Consider the following 22,947-nt stretch of genomic DNA (forward strand, 5'->3'; position numbering starts at 1 on the left):
TTTATCGCTTCTATAATTGCTACTTAAATATATCAGGGAGCATGTAGGAAAAGGGTTGTCCATATCTATAACGATATAAGTAACTGCCTCTAGTTGTGAAAGTATAGAAAGTTGTACGGAGCGTATCCGCAGGTTAATAGTTGAAAAAATAAATATTACTATATGAAAAAATTATTCTTGGGTTTTTGTTTACTAGTAGGATTCGCTACCAATGCACAAACGGTTGCCGATAAGCCCTTTCTTCAAGATAGTGCAGAGAAGTTCCCGTTAGGAGATGGAGTGGGGGATGTAGGTTTACTTCAAATTGGCAGTGACCGAAATAAGGTCATTAAAGTACTTTCCAGCCAAGGGTTATTGCATCCTTATGAAAAAAACCTTCGAAAGGACTTACAATACCGACCCCTATTGGATGTGGATATTGTAGCCCTGACCCGCTACCAAGATCAGTTTGTTTATTTAACCAAGGAGGCGGTTTTAAGTAATGCATGGGCAGGTAAGTTATACATTGACCATAAGATAAATTCTCCTAAGGCCATTGGTATGGGCCCCGATTTTTTAACTATGATAGCAGGAGATAACGATTTTGTTATTTTTAAGGACCAACAAGAGGTATGGCGCTCATCTATAGCCGGCCTAAATCCACTATCCGTACTATACGATCCCAATTCCGCTACCTTTATACTACTTTCTGCAACGGGACTGTACCAGGTTGATAGTAGTTTGAAAACCGCAAAAAAAGTATTTGAAGTGGACAATGCAACTGCATTCGACTTTTATGAGGATACCCTTGTTTTGGGGACTGGCAACGGAATACAGATTTTGGACCGCAAAACATTTGGGCTGAATAAGATAGACCAAAAACTACCTTGGACAGCCATTACTGCAGTAAAAAATATTAGTGGGAGCCTTTGGTTTGGATCTACCAAAGGAGCCTTTAAACAGCGTAAAGATGGGAAATACGATTATTACGCTTCCAAGCGATGGCTGGTAGACGATGAGGTGGTAGATTTGGCGGCAAGTCCGGACAGTAGTGTACTGATCTTGACCCAAAAGGGGATGAGCAAAATCAACTTTGTACCCATGACCTTGGCGGAAAAAGCCGACTATTTTCAAGAGATTCAAAGATTGCGACATATACGCTACGGTTTTACTTCTGATCTGGCCATGAAAACACCAGGAGACCTTTCTACAGGCTACTTTCATGATACCGATAATGATGGGCTATGGACATCCATGTATTTGGCAGGGGAGTTGTTCCGCTATGCCGTTACCAAGTCTGAAGACGCCAAGCAAAATGCCTACGAAGCCTTTGAAGCCATGGAGCGTTTAACGGCACTTCCAGATTTAAACGGGTTTCCGGCAAGGTCTTTTGAAAGGGACGGCTATGAAGTGGGACTACACGCTAACGGATTTTCTGAAGAGTGGAGGGAACAATATGTAAAGGAAAATGGAAGAATTTGGCGTTTGTCAGATGATGAAATTTGGCGATGGAAGTCAACCACAAGTAGTGATGAATCTTGTGGACATTTCTTTGTGTACGCCCTTTTTGCCGAATTGGCACCGGATAAGGCGTGGCGTGACCGGGCCATTCATCAAATAAAAATCCAGATGGACCATATTATGAATAACGATTGGTACCTGGTAGATTGGAACGGGGAGCCCACCGCCTGGGGAAGATGGAACCCTGATTACGTAAATAGTTTCCCTACCAATGTTGGGGATCGCAGGCTGAATTCCACCCTTATCCTGTCTTTTCTTCAAACCGCCTATCATTTTACCAAGGACAAAAAATATAAAAAGGCAGCGGAAAAGTTGATAAAAAAATATGGATATGATGAGAATGCCAACCGTCCGGCCACTGTTATTGGTTATGTGGAGGGAGAGGATTTAAGCGATAAATGGAACCATTCCGATGATGAGATGTATTTCTTGACCGTTCCCGCCTTTGTGAATTATTCCTTTTCAGAAGAACAGAAAAAAGCACATTTTAATGCGGTTAAAAGCCATTGGGAAGTGGAGCGCTCTGAAAAGAATCCCTTGTGGAATTATCTTTTTGCCCTGGCTGGAGGGGAAAACATAGATAGCGAGGAGTCCGCTTGGTGGTTGCGCGAGTTTCCTATGGACCTTATAGATTGGAAAATAGATAATGACCACCGTAAAGACCTGATCAAAATAGCGCCTAATTTTAGAAGTCAGACCTATACGGAGGTGTTGCCAGGTGACGAGCGCAGACTGCATTTGCACAATGGGGCTTACCGCAATAACGGTGGTAGCGATGGCAAACGTGAATATGCCCCCTATATTTATTTGTTGCCCTATTGGGCAGGGAGGTATGTGGAAGCCATAAGTGCGCCGCAGGCGAAGTAAATTAGTAATCAACAACCAATACTTAAAAAGGGGTTGGCCATAATCTAACCCACAGTCACTAAAAAAGGAAGAGTCTCATGGGCTTTTCCTTTTTTTAAATTCTTCATGATTGGTAGAAAAGTGGACAGGGATTAACAGGTTCAAGATAAATTGTGGTGTTTCTGTCACCCGTAGCCTTCCTGGCGTAAGCCCGTCGCAGTCTGCAGATTATTACAACTTTATATTGAGGTCTCGGCTCCGCTTGACCTGACATTCCTCGGCTCCGCTATTATTAAATTAGCTGCCTAAAAATTTGTTTTTTTTAGAATGCTCCTTTAGGGATCTTAGAAGGGCCATTACATTATATCAGAGAGTTCATCATCTGCCTTGGCGATACCGGGCAGCAATTCTATAAAGGGGTTGCCAACTGCTTTAATCTTTATTTTGTTAGGATAGAACAGCACTAAGTTATAACCAGAATAGGACTTGATGGAGTTGTACTTTATACCTTTATACCCCGCATTCTTGGCGCAATCCATTATATACCGGGTTAAGAGGTAGTCTGGTCGCCAAAACTCTGAATTGCCCTCGCTTTTAAAAATGGCCTCATTCACCTTTAAGGACACCAGTAGTGTGGAAGTTGATACCGATAAATTTGACCAATTAAAAGTAAGGTCCAATATATTATTTACTTCTGTTTTTATCGTAAATTTTTGACACCAAACAATTAGGGGGTCCTCTGTTGATACCACTTCCCTTAATGCAGTTTCTTTATCGTTAGCAAGATAAAGATGACTCTGTCCGGAATGATTAAACCTGCCCTCGGTTGGTCTGCCCCTAGGGGCGCTATACATTTTCTTGGAGGTAAGAACTTCGGCAGATTTAACAGTTCTGGCTCGGTAAAATACTCCCTTAATAGCTGTTTTAGGCAAAGATTCCTGCTGAATTTCCTTAAATAATTTACGACCGAATGGGTGTTGGTATCCAAGCATAGGCTTGTCTTCGAGATGCTTTTCAAATGCCTTTATTTGTTTCCCGTGTATTTTGTTGGCTTTTTCTACATGACCTTCTACCTCCTTATCAAAATTTGACTGAAGTCCAACCGCTTCGTCCAATTTAAAATTTGAATGTCCACAGCTGGGACATACAAGAAGGGAAACTATATGGTCCCAATATTTTGGGGGTATATTACAATTATTAAGCAATTCTTTGAGTGCTATTTTGTTGCCAAAAATCCATTCCACTTCTCCTTCGTCGTAGGTTTGGTCATAGGAACAATAATAAATTTTTTCCTGTACGGTATCCAAATATTTCCTTTCCGTAGGGTTTAATCCAGCTAAAATACTCTCCTTATCCATGACGATGAAAATTTATAATGCCTTATCATTCAATTTAATGGATAGTAGGTTAGTTTTTTTTAAAAGTTTGTTAAAAGTAATTTCAGTTAATTTAGTTAATTGTTCTTTAGTTGTGCTTGCCCTAGCTAGGGCTTAAAGATAGGAGGGAGAACCATATGGGGTCTATTATGTAAAGCAGCTCCAATTGCCATGTCAAAGCTTAAGCTTTAAAAGGCTTTGTTGAATAATACTTATCATACACTTAGTACCTACCACCTTTCACAGAAAGTAAAAAAGTGACGTACTGTTTATTGATAGGTTTGTACAAATGGTGAATAAAAAAACGACTTGAATAATGAGATGCCTTTTTAAGTATAGTAGACAGATAGCTGCTTTAGGCTGTCTTTTTGTAGTGATGGGCAGTTATGCTCAAGAACAAACAGAAAATATTGAGGACAATATTGAATATCATAGTTTTATGGATGCCGAAAACATTTATGTACAGCTTAGTACGGCAGACCACCCCACTATGCTTTCTATGTTGCGCCGTGGGTTCTTTGTTTATTTTGATGTTAAGGGGAAGAAAAAAAAGAAGGTTTCCGTTCAATATCCTTTGGAAACGGAAGCACCACAAAGAGGACAAGGTAGAAATAAATTAGAAGGAGCAAATATTGGTGAAGGGGAAGATAGGGATCGTAAAGAACTGTATATAACGATGATGTTGGGGGCTATGCCCAAAAAAGCCCAATATATTAACCTTGACTATGAAGAAGAATTTCATCTAGATCTTAATAAATTGGGTATCGTCATCAGTTACAACTACGATGAGGAAGCAAACCTATTGGCATATGAAATTAAGATGCCCAAACAAAACATTGCAGATGCTGGGATGGATTTCTCAAAATTAGCCATCGGTGTGGTTACCCCAAAAATGGAACAGGAATCGGGAGGTAAAAGCTCCAATATCAGTATTGGTGGCGGTGGCCGAAGCGGCGGAAGAGGTCAGGGTGGTAGATCCCGTGGCGGTCAAGGCGGACGGGGCGGTGGCTCGCGTGGTGGGGGTCAGGGAGGATCTGCACAACAGGATCAGCGCCCAGAAATAGTAACTATAGATTTTTGGTTTAAGGCGGAGGTAACGGACTAAATTAATTCTATTGTGAGGTAGTAGGAGGGTTTTGGAAATTGGCCCCCGTTGCCAAGTCGGTCAAACAGTTTAAAAAGGGAAAGGCCAGTAGGTTTTCCCTTTTTTTTGTGTCCCGAAGGCAATCAAGCGGTGCGTTGGCTTATTTATAAAATCTTAATTATTTTTTCTTTTAAAAATTTATATAAACATAGTAACCATTGGACAAAAATTAAACTAAGCTGTGGCTGATATTCAGAATTATAGTGCCCCTAAACCACTTTTTTCAAAATTCACGGGCTTTTCAATCTTACGATAGGTAATGTTCTTCCTATTTGTACGACCAAACGCAGGATGAACCGTTATAGCAAGAATGAATGCAGAAGAAAAATAATAAACTCCGTACATGTAAAAACCCAAATTTTCGTAACCATATTCACATCGCTTTGCTTCAATTTATAATTCCAGTATTCCTTTTCGTATATATCCCTGTAGAAGCACAGGCTAATGATAGGCCTTTACCCATCATAATTGATGCAGATACGGCAAATGAAGTAGATGATCTTTATGCCATTGTGCGAGCCATTGCAGATCCCAAATTCAATATTCTGGGTATAACTTCAGCGCAGTTTCATACCTCGCCATTGGCAACGGATAGTAGTGTTTATGAAAGCCAACGGATTAATGAAAGAATACTAAAATTAATGGGTCAGGATGCTATTCCGCTTCCTTTGGGGAGTAATGTTCCCATAAAGAATAGTGCAGAGCCTGCCAGTTCTCCCGCTTCCAATTTTATAGTTGATAGGGCGCATAAATTGCCTGCCGATCAAAAATTGAATGTAGTTGTTCTAGGTTCCTGTACCAATATTGTCAGTGCCATTTTGGAGGACCCATCCATTATATCAAAATTGAAAGTACACTATCTCGGTTTTTGGCATGACGTGGAAACCAATACCTATAACAAAAAGGAATTCAATTCCGGAAATGACCCAAAAGCGGTTGAAATTCTTTTAAACACTAAAGGTCTCGACCTTACTGTAATGACGGCAACTACCAGTCAGCACCTTGTGTTTACAAAAACAGAAGTAGATGCCAATTTAAAAAATAGGGGAGGTATCGCCGATTATCTGATAAACCGATGGGAAACCTATGAACGCTGGTGGACCAAAGAAGATCCGGAAAAGAGCAGTTGGATAATGTGGGATGTTGCTATCATAGAAGCACTGGCCCGTCCCGAATTTTCAAAAACCGAAACTTTTTTAACGCCTAAGGAAAATGCGCAACGCCTTATAAACATCCATACAAAAATAGATGTGGAAAATATGAAAACGGATTTCTGGCAAAGTTTAAATAAATTATAAAATACAGTATGTATCTAAATGCTACTACTTCAATATCAGATTTTGAGAACTGTTTAAGCAATATTGGATTTTTAGATCCAAAACAGGAACAAATCTGCTCTATAGAAAAGCCCGGTGAGGGAAACATGAACGTTGTCCTTAGAATCTGTACCAATAAGCGTTCTTTTATTGTAAAGCAATCCCGTCCCTTTGTTCAAAAGTACCCGCAGATTACTGCGCCCATTGAGCGTATTGATGTAGAGTACCAATTTTACAAAGCAGTTACCAATAAAGCTATTGAACCACATATACCTAAAATTCTAGCGTATAATGCAGACAGCCATTTATTAATCCTGGACGACTTAGGGGATTGTAAGGACATGTCCTACCTGTATGATAAAAGAAATATTGGCACCGCCCAATTGCAACAGCTTTTGGATATTGCTTCCCAGATCCATACATCCAAGCCCATAGAATATCCTGAAAATAGGGAATTGCAATTACTTAATCACCAACACATATTTGTGCTGCCTTTTTTAAAGGAAAGTGATTTCTCACTGAATGCCATTCAGGATGGACTAGAGGAACTGGCTCTCAGCTATAGAACTGATGAAACATTAAAAAAGGAGATTGCAAAGGTGGGGGAACAGTACCTGTCCCAGGGCAATGTTCTTTTGCATGGTGATTATTATCCCGGGAGTTGGATGACAAAAGAAGACCATATCTACGTCATTGATCCAGAATTCAGTTTTATGGGATTTGCTGAATTTGATATGGGGGTACTGGCGGCACATAGTATTATGATTACAATGAATATAGACTGTCTCCAATCAATAGAAAGCGGGTATGCAGGAACGCTGAACACACTATTGCTTGCTAAAGTAGCCGGAATAGAGGTGATGCGCAGGATAATAGGTTTGGCCCAACTGCCTTTGGAAAGATCCATTCCAGAAAAAAAGTTGCTTTTGGAGATGGCCCGTGCTTTGATTATGGATAAAAGATATTAAGAGTTTTTGTTAAGAAATAAATAGTTTGAGCTATTTATAGGACATCAACTGGGTTAGAATTCCAAGGATAAACGCCCTCTATAAGGTAATTGAACCGGGTTACGGGGTGCATGAATACCTATTTTTAGAATACCTAGCTTTGAATAATAGCCTGCTTGTGGGACAGGCAGGTGTGTTTAAGGGACTATGAACGCAATCAACTTATTTCTTAGCCTTGATATACTTCTGTATAACTTTTTCACTTGCTTTCAAGGCCATTATATTTAGCTTATCCGATATCAATTCTTTTCCATTGTCCTCCAATTCGGTTATGTGAAACTTCATTTCTTTATCTTCTAAACCACCGTACCCTACATTTGTTTTCCAAACTCTAGCCAGATCTTTCCTGCGTATTATTCTAACTTCCACGGCAAGATTTAGATTATAGGTTCTCCACTTGGTAGCGCCATAGGTAGCTCGCCAGCCCATTAATGGCACAATGACTTCCACAATATAATCGGCATCTATATCTGCATATTTTGAAAGGTCTTTAAGTTCGGACGGCATCATAAATTCAGATGCTTGCTCTTTAACTTCAATAGAGCTCACAATACTATTGGCCCGTAGTAGACTATCCAGATTGTTCTGCACCAACTTTGCCGGGTAAAACCGGTGCCTTTCCCTGTTATCGGCAATATCTGATTGCGTGAGATCTGCGATAAGTCCATTACCAACCGCATCTTTTGGCGTCATAAAACTTAAGGGTGGTGCCTCGTAGCGTACCAGTAAAACTTTGGTCTTTTTTATTTCTTCTTTTACTTCGGCTGTTAATTTCGGCTTACCCGCATCGTAGGAAGCAGGTATATTGACATTGGTTAATAAGAGTAAAAAAACAGGGAATAGGTATAGGATTTTCATAAGATGGGATTTGGTGTTAGGTTATTATCGTATTTAGGGTACAGGGCTAAGTTCATGTCATGAACGGAAGTGTTACCGAAAAATGCTTCATTGTCTATTAACCGATGCTTATATTCTTCGAGTACGGCTTTAGGTTGTCAGTAGTCCGAAATCAATCGTATTTAAGATTCCGAACAGTCTTTACCTAACGCCACCGAATGGGGTATTATTGTGGTTTTAAACAGATGTTGCTTTAAAAGCAATAACCTCTTAAGTATATAAGCAAACACTTAGTATAGGTGTGCGGATTGTATGCCATGGTTAGATACGAATTAAATAAAAGTAGTAGAAGCTTACTATAGACACGCAAGATTTAATAAAGAAAAGCGTTGTAAATATCAAATCACTTGTGAATTATGCTGCAATCTGATGATCAAATACCTGCAAGAGGAGGACTTTTAGGATTTCTAAAGGGTACACAACCCTTATCTACTGCCTTTTGGTTGATTGGCCTTGTGCCAGCCATTCTTATTTTTCTGATTATGGTATTTGTTTTACAAAGCCAGACGCTCAATTTTGAAACATTTCTTCTTTACTCTTTCCTTTTTGTTGGGGTCCATCGCCTTTTCGCTTGGACAAGTATAATACGCTGCCGAAAAAACAGTACAAGTTCACTATTTAGTACTTTGGCCATTATTGTGGTAATGATAGATATTTTGTACAAAGGGCTTTTTACAGGAATGTATGTAAACAGCTACTATGAAAAAGAAAAGGGCCAGCAAGAGCTGGTGGCGATTTTTGAAGAATGTAAACAAGAAGTAAGTAAACGGTACCATAAGCCCTTGGAGGAGTTGGAAACAAACTATAAAAAAAGCTACTCTGGTGGGGATATTTATTATGGTGTACAACATGGCACCGATTATTTTGAATGTTATGTACGGCTAGATTCCATTGAAATAAGGCATCGGAAAATTTCCCAGGGTCCTAGTAAGCCCCGCAATGACAATAAAGAAGAAGAAGGGAGACAAGAAATTCCTGGCCTTTAGTACGGAATATGGAAATTATTGACGGTAGTCAATTATAAATATCCGGTGAATATTTATAAGCGCTGGCGAGCTGGTGCTTTGGCAAAGTTGTTACTATAGTTTTTTGAAATAATTTTATCTCAAAAGTTACTTCTGTAATGGTAATGAAACCGAGGAACGCGGTTCATGAGTACCTTTAAAATCAAAAAACCGGCATGATTAAACAGGTGTTAGCTGACTGACAGCAGGAGGGTAGGTAATGTGTATGGAATGGAAATTTGTATAAAAACACAGAAAAACTAGACGAGTTGCAGTAATTTTGTGTTGAATATACTTTATATAATTTCAGAAACTTGTTAGAGAAGAGACAACAATTGCCCCAAGAACAATATTTAGATGCAGATTATTTCATCTATTGTTTAGAAGGGGTCCAAGAAATAGAAACGGACAAGCTTACCGAGGCACAAGAAAACTTGGAACAATTGGCCATGAAATATGGTATAGCCAGTATTTATAAAACCTGCGACACTATTGAAGGACTGGAGGCTAGCTTAAATGCACTGGTCTTGGATGATCATAATTTTAAGGACTATGAAATTATCTACCTGGTCATGACAGGTGAAGCAAATAGTATATGTTTAAACGACTACTACTACAGTTTACAGGAAATTGCAGAAATTTTTGAAGGAAGGTTAAAAGGAAAGATTCTACATTTTTCCAATGCAAAAATCCTCGATCTAGACGAAGAGGAAGCACAATATTTTTTGGATATCACCGGAGCAAAAGCTGTTTCTGGCTATGGCAATGCATTTAAGGGAATAAGTAGCGCAAATCTTGATAAGGCATTCTTCAACCTATTTAAGGAAGATGACAATATGTTTGATGTGGTAGAAGAGTTGCACCAAAGACATTACAATGTCTGCAAATTGCTCGATTTTAGATTGTATTATTAGTGAAACTCAATTTTGAGAAGTCAGTAAGACACACAAGCATTGAAAGTTGAACTAACACTGGCTAAACCAATAATACCAAATGTACTATAATGTTCCCCTCTAGCACCCGCCTGGCCTCCATGGCGGGGTAAATTGAGGAATGATGTCGTCTTCTAAAAATTTACTTTTCAAAAGGTATGGAATCGAAGTACGAGGTTTGTGAATACCTTTAAAACAATATAATCTAATGAGTAAACACTTTTTCGCTTCCCGAAGGGGTAGGGGAATAGGTGTGGAGTAGTTACATCAACTAGAAGCCAATTATTCCATATGGATATACCTTATTGCCAGTTGCACTATTTTGCTATCGCAAAACTTACAAATGAATCAACACATTATTTTTGTAGCTGACACAAATTTCCCTACCAATTGTACAAATTATCTTACATTTAATTGTTTTAAAAAGTATATTAAAAGTGATTTTAATAGGGGTAATTGAGATCAATTGCACCTCATCACATAATAAGCCCTTAGGCAGTTCCCTCCAAGTGAAGATTTCGTAAAATATACAAAAGTTAATCTACAACAACATGGAAAGAGTAAGTGCCAATGGTAAACTTGTCCCATTAGATGGCTCCGCCATCACCAATCAGTACACAGGCCACTTTTTAAAAGTGAGCTATACCCAACAGATTTCCGGTCATGCCATTTTCAGTAAAGATCGTGCAGATGTAGAACCCGATGGACGTTTCAGATTATTTGTGCCCAAGAAAGAATTGTTGGCAAACGATCTAGTAACCGTAGAGGTTTATGCCCCGGATGGGGAACTTTTAGGCAGGCAGGGCTATACCCATGGAGCCTTAAAAACTGCAGAAATACCTATTGGAGCAGATGATGATAGCCAAACCTTGGATATCAAGGTAAACCCAAAAGAAGTCACTTTTAATCAATCATCCCCTGCCGAACAAGCTTCTAAAAAATTGAGTGGTCGTGTCATTGATATTTCCGGTGATTCCAAAACTTCGGGCTTACAAATATTGGTTATGGTCAGTAATGAAGCTGCCGCAGTATTTGATGTGGCCAAGTTTGAAGCCATCTTTACTGCAACTACTGATGCCAGAGGCTATTTTTACGGACAAGTAATTAACAAAAGTGTTCAGCAGGCTTTTGGTGTAATCGCAGGTAATGAGGGCCAGCCTATTAGTATTCCTCTTGATAACAATAAGTTGCCCAAAAATATTATACTTGTTGCTGACCTTTCCAATTTATCAGATGAAGATGGCTGTGGTTGTGGAGAGGAAGTCCCGGTGCTTCCTGATGGAGATGATTTAGTAAACTCGAATGCGTTCTCACAGGATATTGGTGGCAAATGTGTAGATTTTACCATTCCCAATAGAACTCTTGAAGAATTCAGTTTCTTTCATACGGTACGTACCACCGAACCTGAAATTCGTGGGCTTACCATAAATTCAAAGCAATCGAGAAACATCAAAAATGAGTTGTTGGATATCTCTGATCAAGCCTTTAAGGTCATAGGCCGGCTTAACAATTCATTTACCTCACTTTCAATGGTGTCGTATACCATTGAAGAGGATACTGCGGAGGAAAAACGCGAGGAGTCCGATATTAGTTTTGCTGAGGGGAACAGCATGGAAAAAGTATCCGCATTTCCCAATTACATGCTAAAAATTGATACTGGGTTTAAATCAAAATTTGCAATAAAGACCAATGATCTTATTGCGGTTAATGACAAGCTAAGACCTTTTGATATTATCAAACTGGCTTCGGAACAGCTAAAGAAAAAGAAAAAATTACTTGCCCTGCATAAAAAATTGGCTGCGGCGTATTGTGGTAAAACAGGGGTGCAAGCAGCGAAGAGCTATTGTGAAGAATTGACTGCAAAAGGCAGTCTTGATAGGGAAGAACTTAGGGCGATATTAGGTCATGTTGAGGGAATAAAATCGCAAATGGAATTAGCGGCCAATCTAAAAAAGTTGTACAACACTGCCCTTCTTGAGCTCGACAAACTTGTTGAGAGTGATACTGTAAATAAAAAAATACTTTCAACAACCATGAAAAAAATCGAAACCCTTATTCAGGGTATCGATAGTGCTAATTTGACAGGGCGACTTAAGGAAAGTATGTTGGGTTATTTACGTCGAATAATCGTTGAACTTGCGAAGGCAGAAGAAGGATCAAATCTTAACTTTGAACCTTGTACGCCGGTGAACAAGCCAGATACAATGGGCATTTTATGTCTTATCCAAAAGTTCAACGAACTTAAGGAAACCTTAAAAAACAAGTCAATATTTACCTTGGCAGAGATCTTGGAAATACGTGCGTACTATACCATTTTTTTACACAGTATTTCTACCTTCCTTGATTTATTGGATGAGTTTTATACGTTTTACACCTCCCACCTAAGGTTTGCCACTGAACTTGACGACGACTATTTTTTTGAAAATTACGATGAAATAAAAAGCACCCTTACCACATTAAGAAGACAAATTTATAGTGCCATTAGAAGGGTTGAAGAGCTTGAGCGGGCCTATATACAGAATCATCCAGGTAGGGTAGATTTGACCGTTGAAAATAGTATAGATTGGGATGAGACACCAACCATTTATGAGAATACAACCATAGCCCATGGCCACATCCTACATCTTAAACAAAAATGGAAGGCTGCGGGTTACTCACTGGGAGATTTATTGTATAGCCTTCCTTTGGCTCCCTGTCAAGAAAAGCAGATAGCGATTGTTGATTGGGATAGGAAGGAAGTGGGATCAAGAACAGAGGAACAAATTGCCTCAGATGAGCTGCAGGCTCAAATATCAAGGGATAGGGATATTACCGAGATTATGAATTCATCTTTTGGTGAATCCATTACTGCCTCTTCAACAAATAAGACCAAATCCACAAGTGCGGGGATTGGTGGAGGGGTTGGAGGTTTTGTCAGTGGTGTGGTCTTTGGGGTCGCCGGTGGCATTTCACATTCAGGAGCCTCCTCCAAGTCGACCGCAAACCAAAATTCGTCACGCAACCTGTCGGCAAATACCCTGAACAGCCTTCAGGACAACACTTCGCAGTCGGCATCCAGTCTTAGAAGTCAGCGTAGCACCGTGATTCAGACTGTGGGGCAAAACGAATCCGTAAATGTTCAGACAGAGGTAATCAAGAACAACAATCACTGCCATGCCGTGACCGTTGAGTATTTTGAGGTTCTTAAGCACTATGCTATAGAGCAGGAATTGGTAGATGTTCAAGAATGTCTTTTTGTACCCATGCCATTAGGTCATTTTGATTTCAAAAAAGTTCTACGTTGGAAAAATACCCTTAGTAGAGCGGTGTATGGAAGAAAACTGCGACGAGGCTTTGATGCTATTGAACGTATAGAATCAAATTATGCCGACTCCGATTTGCCCATTGGCAGCTATGCGGATGAAATGATCCAAGAATTTACAGGACATTTTACCATCTCGTTTGAGTTGGAGCGACCTTTTATTAAAGAAATTGATGAGACCACCAAGACCGAGGAATACGATTTAAATATTCCATTCCCATGGTTTTTCGGAAAAATGAAATTTCATCTGGAGCGGGAAGTGCCTTTGACCGAGGCAGAAAAGGATGCTATTTTTGAAGAACAATATGCCCCTGATATCGTACGTGGCTTTATAGACACTTTGCTTTTTTACGCCATATCGGATAATGGAACGGAGGTAGCGCTGGATTTTGATGTTACCTTACTCACCAACTATAAAAAAGGGGTGCCTTTGCGCGTTAGTATTAATACGGGAAGTATGCCCAGCATCACCAGAAGGCAGATTAAATACTTGCGGTTCAGGGCAAATACTTTCGTCAAACCCACCTCTAAGATTATATTGCGTTCTGCCTATTTACATTATCGCACCAATCACTTGAGCGAGTACATTGTACAGAACAATCGGATACAAAACGACATCATTAACAAAAGGACCTTAAATTTGGGCGGACTTGGAGTGGTTACCGATGCGGCGCTAATGTTCACACCCATGAACAGCAGGGAAGAACGGAACCCAAGAAAGGAAGATAGGGACGCTGCCAGGGCCCTTGTGTCTTTCCTAAATGAGTATTTGGAAATGTCACATAAAATCATCTGGTCAAGTATCGATTCAAGTCGGCTTTTTGGCCTTCTTGATGGCTATATTGCACCGCACAGCGGAGGTAGGAGCGTTGCCAGTGTGGTAGAAAACAGGGTAATGGGCATAGTTGGTAATAATTTGGTGCTTAAGGTAATTCCCGGCGAGCGATTAGATCCAGTATTCAAAAACGTTGAGAATTTATTGGAATATTATCAGCCAACCACCAAACCGGACCCATACAGGATCAGTGTGCCCACCAAGGGCGTATATGCTGAATCGGTCATGGGGCAGTGCAACAGCTGTGAAGAGATTGACGAAACCAGGCACTGGCGTTTTTCCGATGAGCCTTGTGGTTCTTCGCCAACGGCTATTGAGCCAGTATCTACGGCAAGTAGACGTAGCGATCCGGGCGACTTGCAGGCCAAGGACTTTCCAAGCAGCATTATCAATATGCAAAATGCCCCCGCTGCACCAGATCCTACTGGTTTGGCTGCGGCTTATGGACTGCTGGGCAAAGGGGATGCCTTTAATGACTTTACCGGACTGGCAGGTACCCAAGCCAATGCTTTGGGCGCCCTGCAGACGACCTCTAAAAGTGTGACGGATTTGGCAAGTATTTCCAAGGACTTTGCAAGTTTGGCTGTAATGGCCAATCAAAAAGAAGATGGGGCCAAACAAATTGAGCAGATTAAAAAGTTGAATAAAGAAGGCTTTTTAAATGATACCGAGGCGAGCAATCAAATCAAGAAAGTATTGGATTCCTATACGGATGCTGCAGACAGTGTTGTGGGCAAAAAGGATTCGAGTAATTCACAGCCCCTGACCAGTTCGCCAGAAATCAAAAAAGCGATTACCGATGCTAGTCAATCAGAGAAAGGGAGGATTAACGTATCTCGTACCACCCCGTTGGGCAACGAGTCGGTGTCGGTTTCCAAAGGTGATAATGAAGCTACTCCACGAATTATTGAAAATCCGGATCTAAATGCAGCCTCAAGAAGTTTTAATCCGGCTACTGCAGCTGCACCAGGCTCGGGCAGTAAAACCGGGGAGACCAAATTCTCGGTTAGTGTGAGTAGTATGCCTGCCGGGGGGTTGGTGCGATGGAGTGTTCCGCCAAGCAATTCGGGTGACTTTACCATAAAAAATGGTCCGTCCGTTGTGATCGGAGAAAGTGTTACCGTCCAAGGCATAAAACCAGGATTGAGTAATATTGATGTGGAAGTAAGGGATGTAAACGATATAGTGGTACAAAGTATGAAACTACCATTGAGCATCCCTCAATTTGTGACCATCAAAGAAGACGCTGTTGCTTTTGATCAGGTCTTGGCCGATTTGTCGCTAGTAGCTTTAAAAAATGATCTTATTAGTAAAGCCAAAGAGGTTTGTGATGCTCTTTTGGTAGATGCAAACGTAAGAACCATATGGCAATTGGGAAGTTTTACTGAGGTAACGCCAGCACATATTCCGGCAAATATGATTACGGTAGCGACAATTAAAAATAGATTGGCCGCAGGTAAAAGAACTTTTGGACAGACCAATCCGGCACCAGGCGAAGTAGGGAATATAGTACCAAATAGAACGATTGATGTTTTTCCAGGTGCTTATGATGAACCAATGGGTGGTGGTGCATTAAGCGACACGGAACTTGATACAGAGACCCAGGCGCTTATGATACAGTTGAAATCACAAGGAGTGGGAGGGGATCCCGCACTTGAATCCTTTGCTGTAGAAGTCTATGGACGCCTGATAGGGGAGACTTTGGCCCATGAAATAGTTCATGCGTTATTATGGGATATTGTAGTTAAAGATGGACATAATGACCCTAAAATCAATAACGACATTATGAATAGTGGAAGCCAACGTACCTTTACCCAACGTACAGGGTTTGTTGACAATGCGCATCAAAGTCCGGTGGATCCAGTGAATTTCTCGGATAATGGCATAGGAGCCATTAACAGGTTACAAGCCTTAAATCTTACCAGGATGGATGCCAATTTCCCGGTACCGGGAACTCGGGTAAGCGCGTTTAAATAATTATATGCGGTGTGTAATTCAGGTAATTAAAAACTCTTGGGCTTTTGTCCAAATATTGAAACTATGGTCAGTATTCAATTACATGGATACCGTGGATAATTGTTTTTGCTGGCGAGATGGCTATATGACTTACTTACGACATCAATCCGCTTAAAATTCCAAAGAATCTAGATCTTCAGAATTTAAGCCGTATTTTACATAATGTTAGTGCTACCTAAAGTAAAGCTTCAATTACAGCATGCCGGTAGTGCTATGAAGTCGAGGCTCGTTAAGGATTATTCTGGAATGGACTGGAGACTAATTAAACTTAGCAGCGACTGATATAGCATATTTGTATTGCTGGAGAATCGGGTATTTAAAAATTCCTGGGCTTTGGTACGGGATATGGTAATTATAAGAATCAGTTGCACAACACTATTTTGTCTTATTTACATTAATTGAGTGTTAGGCCATGTGGTCCAAAATTCCCGTATTTGAAAATTCCTGGGCTTTAGTACGGAATATGGAAATTATAAGAATCAGTTGCACAACACTATTTTGTCTTATTTACATAAATTGTGTGTTAGGCCATGTGGTCCATAATTCGCATATTTAAAAATTCCTGGGCTTTGGTACGGAATATTAAAATTATGGAAGGCAATCAATTATATATGTCTAGGGAAAATTTATAATGGCTGGCGAGATGGTGCACCGGACGAATGCGATAAAAAGGAATTACTTAGTAAGGGATTACATTGCATGAGTTATAAGTTAGCTTATCCGTAAAAGGTCTTTTACCTAGATGTCAAAAGAAATTGTCCCGTCAGGGATTGCATGTTACATAATTGTACGTTATGGTACTAAAGCCCCATAACACAATTATATAAAATAGCGCAAAAATGCGCTATTCACCAAAACGTCATAGTTTGTTCTATAATTTACATTATGTAAAATAGACTTTCTGGAAGTGGCTCTTCTCCTAGTTTATCTTAGTGCTTTGTTTTCTTCAACAACCGTTGTTTATACCATATGTTTAACAGCAAGCCCCCTATGATCATGGCCATGCCCACAAAGCTCCATATAGAATAGGCCTCACCAAAAAATCCTACGCCTACCATTACCGCCATAAGTACCTCTACATATTTTAAGGGCGCTATAACGTTGGTTTCGCCCCATTGCAAGGCCTTGGTCATAAACAACTGCCCAAAATATCCAAATACGCCGAGACTTAACAACAATAGCCAGTCGGTTCCCACCGGGGTTTTCCAATTAAAAATAGACATGCTGCCCCCAAACATAAGCGCAATAATCATAAAATAGTTAACGATCACCACGGGGTGTTCCCGGCTGCCGATCTTGCGGATGGTAATATATACCAGACCACTGAATACGGCCGACATCAAGATTAGGGCCAGCCCTATGGTCGGGATGCTCCTATCTACGCCCTTTAGGACCACTACCCCCATAAAGGCAAGGATAAAAAAGAGCCACTGCACCCATTTTATCTTTTCTTTTAATATAAAAATGGCGAAGACTGCTGCCCATATTGGCGCTATATAACGCAGGGCCACTGCCGAGCCCAAGGGCATATAGTGCAATGCAGTAAAGTATAATAGCATGGAAATAGACCCCACTACCCCTCTTAAAACCAACAGCTTACGATGTGTTCCCAGCATAGGGATACCCTTGCTCCACAAAAAGCCAAACGTAAAAAAAAGTGAGCCAAGGGCCCTGAAGAATACCACTTGGTAGGAACTATATCCGCTTAGGTATTTCAAGAGGCCGTTCATGCCCGTAAAGGCACAGGCACTCAATAACATAAAAAATACAGCCCTCTTGGTATTCATTAACATTGGGTTGGCAGCACAAAGATAATGGAACCATTTCTAAGGGCAACACACCCTATCTACTTATTGTAAGTCCCTAACCGGGTTACTGGTAAATGTGTCAATCTTTTACGTTTTTCAATCAATCCTTCCAAAGCCATCCCCGTAATTTTGCATCATATTAAAACCCTAAATTATATAATATGAAGAAGATAATGTATTTATTCATGGCCGCATCAACGATTGTTGTCATGAGTTGTAGTGATGATGATAGCACGGATCAGCCACCAGGCGTTTTTGATGGGGAAAGCAAAACCTACCAATTGCAATCCCAATCGGATGCGGATGTTTCCGGAACGGCTACCGTTGTTGAAAACGAGGACGGAACTGCTACTGTTAACCTAAAATTATCGGGTACCGCTGCTGGAACTTTTCCAGCACATATACACGCCAATTCGGCGGCAGAAACTGGGGATATTTTAATTGATCTTAATGCAGTGGACGGGGCTACTGGTGAAAGTACCACAATCATCTCGGCCACCAATGAGGGTTCGGCCATAAATTATGAGCAACTATTGGAATTGGATGCCTATATCAATGTGCATCAATCTGCCAGCGACCTCGGCACCATTATCGCCCAAGGTGATATAGGAGTCAATGAACTTACAGCAGATTCTAGGGAATATGAGCTTAGCAGCGCTTCTGATGCCAGTATTAGCGGAACGGCCACTATATACAAACGTGTAAGTGGGGCTTCCCTCTTGGAGATAGAACTGGAAGGTACCCCCGATGATGGGGAACACCCTGCCCATATCCATCTAAATTCTGCTGCGGAAGGTGGTGATATCGCTATATCCTTGAATGCAGTTGCCGGTGCCAGTGGAAAAAGTTGGACGCATATTGAGGCAGATGATTCAGGTACTGACGTAACTTACGAGGATCTATTGGAAATGGACGGTTATATAAACGTACATCTATCTGCCAATCAGTTGGATGTTTTGGTAGCACAGGGCGATATAGGAATCAATGTACTTACAGGGGAATCCAAGGAATATGCACTACACAGTGTGCTGGTGCCAACCATAAGTGGTACGGCTACCATTCACCAACGTCTTAGTGGGGCTTCCCTTTTGGAACTAGAATTGGAAGGCACTCCATCAGACGGGGAACATCCTGCACATATTCATGCCAATACCGCAGCTGAAGGTGGTGATATTGCTATTTCCCTGAATGCAGTTGCCGGTGCCAGTGGCAAGAGCTGGACACATATTGAGGCAGATGATGCTGGTGCAGAGGTTAGTTATGAGCAGTTGTTGGAATTTGATGGCTATATAAACGTTCATAAATCCATATCCGAACTGGATGTTTTGGTTGCTCAAGGCGATATTGGCCAAAACGAACTAACTGGAAATGAGGTATCCTACGATTTGGCTGCCGTTAGCGATGCCACAATTTTTGGTACTGCTACCTTTTCCGAGCGCGTAAATAAGGAGACCCTTGTGACCTTGGAACTGGTGGGGACCACTGCCGGTGCAATTCACCCGGCACATATTCACAGTGGTGCCGTAGCCGATGCTCCCGGAGATATACTGGTTAGTTTATCCAATGTTATAGGAGATACAGGTGTTAGCGTTACCAATGTAACCCAATTGGATGCCGGTGGAACACTGGACTATGATGCCCTATTGGACATTGATGGATATATTAATGTTCACTTGAGCTCAGAAAACCTAGGTACCCTTGTGGCCCAAGGAAATGTAGGTGCCAATGTGGATTAAGGTATAATGAAGTGGATTTAAAAAGAAAACCCTGGATCTAAAAGGTTCAGGGTTTTCTTTTAAAGGAAATTGTAATCATTTATTGAAAGGCAATAGACAGTTAAAAATCTAAAAAAAAGCTCTGAATAAGAATATCCAGAGCTTTTCTTTCCTAATTTCCAATTACTTCTCAGTCCCTTCCTACTATGGTTTACATTGTTAATTGGAAACAATTTAGGAAATTCTTAATACCGCAACATACTACTGTACTCCTCTACCGATTTCTGAAGTTCCATGTACGAACGAATTTGGTCCATTGTCTTTTCAAATAGGTCTATTTTTAAATCTTTTTCCCGTTTTAGGGCCTTGATCAATTCCGCATTGGCATGTTTTAGGGATCGTAAAGTTTGTCGTAGGGATTCAGATTTTATAAACAGCGTGTAGGTGTTAGGTTCGCATACATAGGAGGTCATTTTTTTTTCCAAATAAGATAAATCATTATTGGTACGTTCCAACTTAAGGATACAGCCACTTTTGGAAGGCCTGTAAAGTAAGTTTTTACTCATTTTTGGGGTAGTTTCCATAGGACAAGCTTTTAAGGGGTTAATGATTTTATAGTTATGCTCTTATAGGGGGTACTTTTTTGTTCTGCATTTAAAAGGTACGACAAATTTCTAATAATTTGTAGGATAATCGCCTCGTTAACATTAGTTTAAACCAAAATTAACATGCAGCTATTATGGGGGAAGTATACTGTTATTTTACATATACGTTTAATATGGGTACTTAGGATCTTATGAAACAGATTTTTCTAACATAACAACTTGATTGCCTTGACCCTAGATAAAAACAGTAAACCACTTCCCTCCTATTGGTTTTGTATAAGGAAAAGGGAATAATATGTAAAATGGAGGGTATTAGAGCTAATTAAAGCTCATGTTATTTTCTCCTTCAGTCTGCCTCGTCGGAAGATAGGCCTGCCTCGCCGGTAGACAGGGCTTCCATTGCCCTTTGTGGAAACCACTTGATTTAGTTATGATTCCTAAAAACAAACTTGCAGCGCAAAAAAAATCCCCGATGAAATTTCACCGAGGATTTTTATTATAATATAAATTGCCTACCAGCTTATCTCTTCACTTTCTCCATTGGGATAGGTAACGGTGCCCTCTTGGTCACAGGTACCGGCGCCAAAGTCCAAGGATGCAGTTAATCCATTCATTTCCAATTCCAATTCACCACTGCTAATAAAAGGACATCCCAAATCACCACCAAGGGGTTTGGTTGTTGTAAAGGCATAGGTGGTAGCGTCAACGGTAATATCCCATGCACCGGTACAGGTAAAATCTGCTCCTTCTGCATTAATGTGGTCTATAAACCAGGTGATCTCCTTGCTACCCTTAAAGTCGACTACTTGTCCTGCTTCGTTTTCAAAACTTACATTGGTGCTCACCGTAAAAACGGGACTGTTGGCATCCGAAAAGTCGAAAGCAATGGTTTTGGTTCCGTTTATAAGGTGATCATTAAAGGTGAAATCGCTGAAACTTACCTCAAAACTGCCGTTGTCACCGTCGTTGTTTCCAGAAAATACCAAGGTACCATCAATGGTTTTTCCATGCACCAAACATTGGTTGTAAACAACCGTCATGCTTTCTTCCGCAAATTCGATGCTGGCACATTCAGCTTCTGTTTTATTACCAGTTCCTGATTTGTCTTCTAACAACAATTGTGAAAGCTGCTCGTCCAGTCCGTCCGAAATGCTGTTGATCTCCATTTGTGATTTTACCTGTTCTGAAGATAAACTTTCATTATTTAAATTGTTTAAAGCATCATTGCTACAGGAAACAAACAAAAACGTTCCTAAACTTAAAACTGAATAAGTTAATTTTCTCATTTATATGGGGTTTTATAATATTTGCAGGCGCTAAAATAGTCCCTTATACTAAAATTATGTTAAGTAAATGGTAAAAATCGACTATTCGCATGTATTAACCAGAAAATTCCTATAAAAATAACCGTTTTTTGTCTTTAAACCCCCTATTCCCTAGTGGTTTATCCATTTTCATGGCCTGAAAAATCAATCCAATTGTATTTCAAAGTTATTGTAGGCATCTTTTTGATTGGCCAGTTCCTGTGTACTGGGAGAGAGCGCAAAATAGGGAGAAAACGTTCTATGGATAACGGTTTTTCCATCCGGTAGGAATTCCATGATCCGTAACCAGCCGTCTCCCCCATTACCATGCCATCCTCCACCCATTGCCTGGGCATTAAATGTTATTTGGGTCACCTTTTTTCCTGCAGCATTCTTATCTACCTTAAAGGCCGTATGTGCCTTAAAATTGTTGGGAGCGCCTATATGACCAGAGAAAACCAACTGAATGTTCTTAGATGGGGCTACCAGCTTCTCCCAAATGGCCTTGCCGTAATTGCCGTCTACAATAGGATAGTTCTCTTTTTCTATATGCTTATTTTGGGCGTTTAAATAAGAATGGGTAAGCACCACCACCGTATGGTCCTCATACATTTCTTGGGAAGTCACCTCCTTGGCCCAATCCAAAATACTGTTCCTAGGGGCAAATTCAAGATTAAGAAATAAGAACTTTCTGTTTTGTGGAGAGATTAGTTCATAGGCGGCATTCTCCACTGAGGGCAATCCGTCCAAGTTCTTTCCGGCAGCCCGTAAGGCTTGGGCATTCAATAGATTTTTATGGACAGGGAAATAAGTATTGTAATTGGAATTCCTGTTTTCAACATTCTTATAACCAAAATCGTGGTTTCCTGCTGCCAAAATGTAGGGCACCTTACCATCTAAACGTTCAAAGGCATGCGACACGGCCAGCCATTGGTCCCTACTGGGCATATTACCATTGCTTTGGTCGGGTACCAGCAGTTCATTTTGCTCTACCAAGTCCCCGGTACAGAGGACCATCTTTATATTTAGGGCATCTATATTTTCACTGATCCAAGAAGTCATGGTTTCTAAAATGCCCTGGTTTCTTTCAAATTTTACATAAGTTTGGGTGTCGGGAACCAAAATAATGGACCAAGAGTCCGGATGTGTCAATTGTGGGGGTTCAAACGTTTCTTGTGCCTGGGAAACGGTACTTAGGAAAAGCAGTCCGTAAAAAAGAAAAAAAGTATTTTTTAAAAAGCTCATTTTTAATAAGGGTTTAATTTTTAAATGACTATAAGGACTAAATGTAACATTTTTCAGCCATAGTTTAGTCTGTCCACAACCACAATAACCGGAATG

At 40.5% G+C, this 22,947-nt stretch carries 14 protein-coding genes; 8 read left to right on the top strand and 6 right to left on the bottom strand.

Translation table 11 applies throughout. The features are described 5' to 3' along the window. The first annotated feature begins 162 nt into the window (after positions 1-162). Positions 163-2,367, top strand: a complete 2,205-nt coding sequence (locus EHW67_RS17645; protein ID WP_126163709.1) for a hypothetical protein — start codon at positions 163-165, stop codon at positions 2,365-2,367. Positions 2,368-2,702: 335 nt separating this feature from the next. On the opposite strand, the gene EHW67_RS17650 is transcribed toward EHW67_RS17645, so the two are convergent. Then, complete coding sequence (locus EHW67_RS17650) at positions 2,703-3,704, bottom strand: RES family NAD+ phosphorylase (RefSeq protein ID WP_126163710.1); 1,002 nt, start codon at positions 3,702-3,704, stop codon at positions 2,703-2,705. A gap of 334 nt (positions 3,705-4,038) precedes the next feature. Here EHW67_RS17650 and EHW67_RS17655 point away from each other — a divergent pair, with 334 nt between their 5' ends. The 3 genes from EHW67_RS17655 (at position 4,039) to EHW67_RS17665 (ending at position 7,150) form a co-directional block, all read left to right on the top strand. Continuing rightward, positions 4,039-4,827, top strand: coding sequence for a hypothetical protein (locus EHW67_RS17655; RefSeq protein WP_126163711.1), 789 nt, complete (start codon positions 4,039-4,041; stop codon positions 4,825-4,827). Between the two features lie 353 nt (positions 4,828-5,180). After that, positions 5,181-6,164, top strand: a complete 984-nt coding sequence (locus EHW67_RS17660) for a nucleoside hydrolase (RefSeq protein ID WP_126163712.1) — start codon at positions 5,181-5,183, stop codon at positions 6,162-6,164. 8 nt (positions 6,165-6,172) lie between these two features. Next, the gene (locus tag EHW67_RS17665) at positions 6,173-7,150 is read left to right on the top strand and encodes a phosphotransferase (protein ID WP_126163713.1); all 978 of its coding nucleotides are present in this window, start codon (positions 6,173-6,175) and stop codon (positions 7,148-7,150) included. 201 nt (positions 7,151-7,351) lie between these two features. Here the strand turns inward: EHW67_RS17665 and EHW67_RS17670 are convergent, their stop codons facing one another. Continuing rightward, positions 7,352-8,047, bottom strand: coding sequence for a hypothetical protein (locus tag EHW67_RS17670; RefSeq protein WP_126163714.1), 696 nt, complete (start codon positions 8,045-8,047; stop codon positions 7,352-7,354). A gap of 395 nt (positions 8,048-8,442) precedes the next feature. Between EHW67_RS17670 and EHW67_RS17675 the strand changes: the two genes are divergently transcribed. The 3 genes from EHW67_RS17675 to EHW67_RS17685 all read left to right on the top strand — a co-directional run bounded on the left by EHW67_RS17675 (position 8,443) and on the right by EHW67_RS17685 (position 16,135). After that, entirely contained in the window at positions 8,443-9,072 is a 630-nt protein-coding gene (locus EHW67_RS17675; RefSeq protein ID WP_126163715.1) for a hypothetical protein, read from the top strand. Between the two features lie 332 nt (positions 9,073-9,404). Continuing rightward, complete coding sequence (locus EHW67_RS17680) at positions 9,405-10,004, top strand: DUF6642 family protein (protein ID WP_126163716.1); 600 nt, start codon at positions 9,405-9,407, stop codon at positions 10,002-10,004. 569 nt (positions 10,005-10,573) lie between these two features. After that, positions 10,574-16,135 carry a hypothetical protein gene (locus tag EHW67_RS17685; protein WP_126163717.1) on the top strand — a complete coding sequence of 1,854 codons (5,562 nt, stop codon included), beginning with the start codon at positions 10,574-10,576 and terminating at the stop codon, positions 16,133-16,135. Positions 16,136-17,103: 968 nt separating this feature from the next. Here the strand turns inward: EHW67_RS17685 and EHW67_RS17690 are convergent. Beyond that, positions 17,104-17,961, bottom strand: coding sequence for a DMT family transporter (locus EHW67_RS17690; protein WP_202912003.1), 858 nt, complete (start codon positions 17,959-17,961; stop codon positions 17,104-17,106). Between the two features lie 182 nt (positions 17,962-18,143). Between EHW67_RS17690 and EHW67_RS17695 the strand changes: the two genes are divergently transcribed. Further along, positions 18,144-19,718 carry a CHRD domain-containing protein gene (locus EHW67_RS17695; RefSeq protein WP_126163718.1) on the top strand — a complete coding sequence of 525 codons (1,575 nt, stop codon included), beginning with the start codon at positions 18,144-18,146 and terminating at the stop codon, positions 19,716-19,718. A 224-nt stretch (positions 19,719-19,942) separates the two neighbouring features. Here EHW67_RS17695 and EHW67_RS17700 read toward each other — a convergent pair whose 3' ends face one another. The 3 genes from EHW67_RS17700 to EHW67_RS17710 form a co-directional block, all read right to left on the bottom strand. Further along, the gene (locus EHW67_RS17700) at positions 19,943-20,281 is read right to left on the bottom strand and encodes a hypothetical protein (RefSeq protein WP_126163719.1); all 339 of its coding nucleotides are present in this window, start codon (positions 20,279-20,281) and stop codon (positions 19,943-19,945) included. Positions 20,282-20,814: 533 nt separating this feature from the next. Next, on the bottom strand, positions 20,815-21,588 hold the full coding sequence (locus EHW67_RS17705; protein WP_126163720.1) for a hypothetical protein: 774 nt from the start codon (positions 21,586-21,588) through the stop codon (positions 20,815-20,817). A gap of 183 nt (positions 21,589-21,771) precedes the next feature. Then, positions 21,772-22,851, bottom strand: coding sequence for a metallophosphoesterase (locus EHW67_RS17710; protein WP_126163721.1), 1,080 nt, complete (start codon positions 22,849-22,851; stop codon positions 21,772-21,774). Positions 22,852-22,947 lie beyond the last annotated feature (96 nt).

The sequence above is a fragment of the Arenibacter aquaticus genome, from assembly GCF_003957295.1.
Classification (GTDB): Bacteria; Bacteroidota; Bacteroidia; order Flavobacteriales; family Flavobacteriaceae; genus Arenibacter; species Arenibacter aquaticus.

Bases quoted from the DNA above. Each gene is read 5' to 3' on its own strand.
- EHW67_RS17645 (WP_126163709.1), top strand. From the start codon at position 163: ATGAAAAAATTATTCTTGGGTTTTTGTTTACTAGTAGGATTCGCTACC.
- EHW67_RS17650 (WP_126163710.1), bottom strand. From the start codon at position 3,704: ATGGATAAGGAGAGTATTTTAGCTGGATTAAACCCTACGGAAAGGAAA.
- EHW67_RS17655 (WP_126163711.1), top strand. From the start codon at position 4,039: ATGAGATGCCTTTTTAAGTATAGTAGACAGATAGCTGCTTTAGGCTGT.
- EHW67_RS17660 (WP_126163712.1), top strand. From the start codon at position 5,181: ATGCAGAAGAAAAATAATAAACTCCGTACATGTAAAAACCCAAATTTT.
- EHW67_RS17665 (WP_126163713.1), top strand. From the start codon at position 6,173: ATGTATCTAAATGCTACTACTTCAATATCAGATTTTGAGAACTGTTTA.
- EHW67_RS17670 (WP_126163714.1), bottom strand. From the start codon at position 8,047: ATGAAAATCCTATACCTATTCCCTGTTTTTTTACTCTTATTAACCAAT.
- EHW67_RS17675 (WP_126163715.1), top strand. From the start codon at position 8,443: ATGCTGCAATCTGATGATCAAATACCTGCAAGAGGAGGACTTTTAGGA.
- EHW67_RS17685 (WP_126163717.1), top strand. From the start codon at position 10,574: ATGGAAAGAGTAAGTGCCAATGGTAAACTTGTCCCATTAGATGGCTCC.
- EHW67_RS17690 (WP_202912003.1), bottom strand. From the start codon at position 17,961: ATGAATACCAAGAGGGCTGTATTTTTTATGTTATTGAGTGCCTGTGCC.
- EHW67_RS17695 (WP_126163718.1), top strand. From the start codon at position 18,144: ATGAAGAAGATAATGTATTTATTCATGGCCGCATCAACGATTGTTGTC.
- EHW67_RS17700 (WP_126163719.1), bottom strand. From the start codon at position 20,281: ATGGAAACTACCCCAAAAATGAGTAAAAACTTACTTTACAGGCCTTCC.
- EHW67_RS17705 (WP_126163720.1), bottom strand. From the start codon at position 21,588: ATGAGAAAATTAACTTATTCAGTTTTAAGTTTAGGAACGTTTTTGTTT.
- EHW67_RS17710 (WP_126163721.1), bottom strand. From the start codon at position 22,851: ATGAGCTTTTTAAAAAATACTTTTTTTCTTTTTTACGGACTGCTTTTC.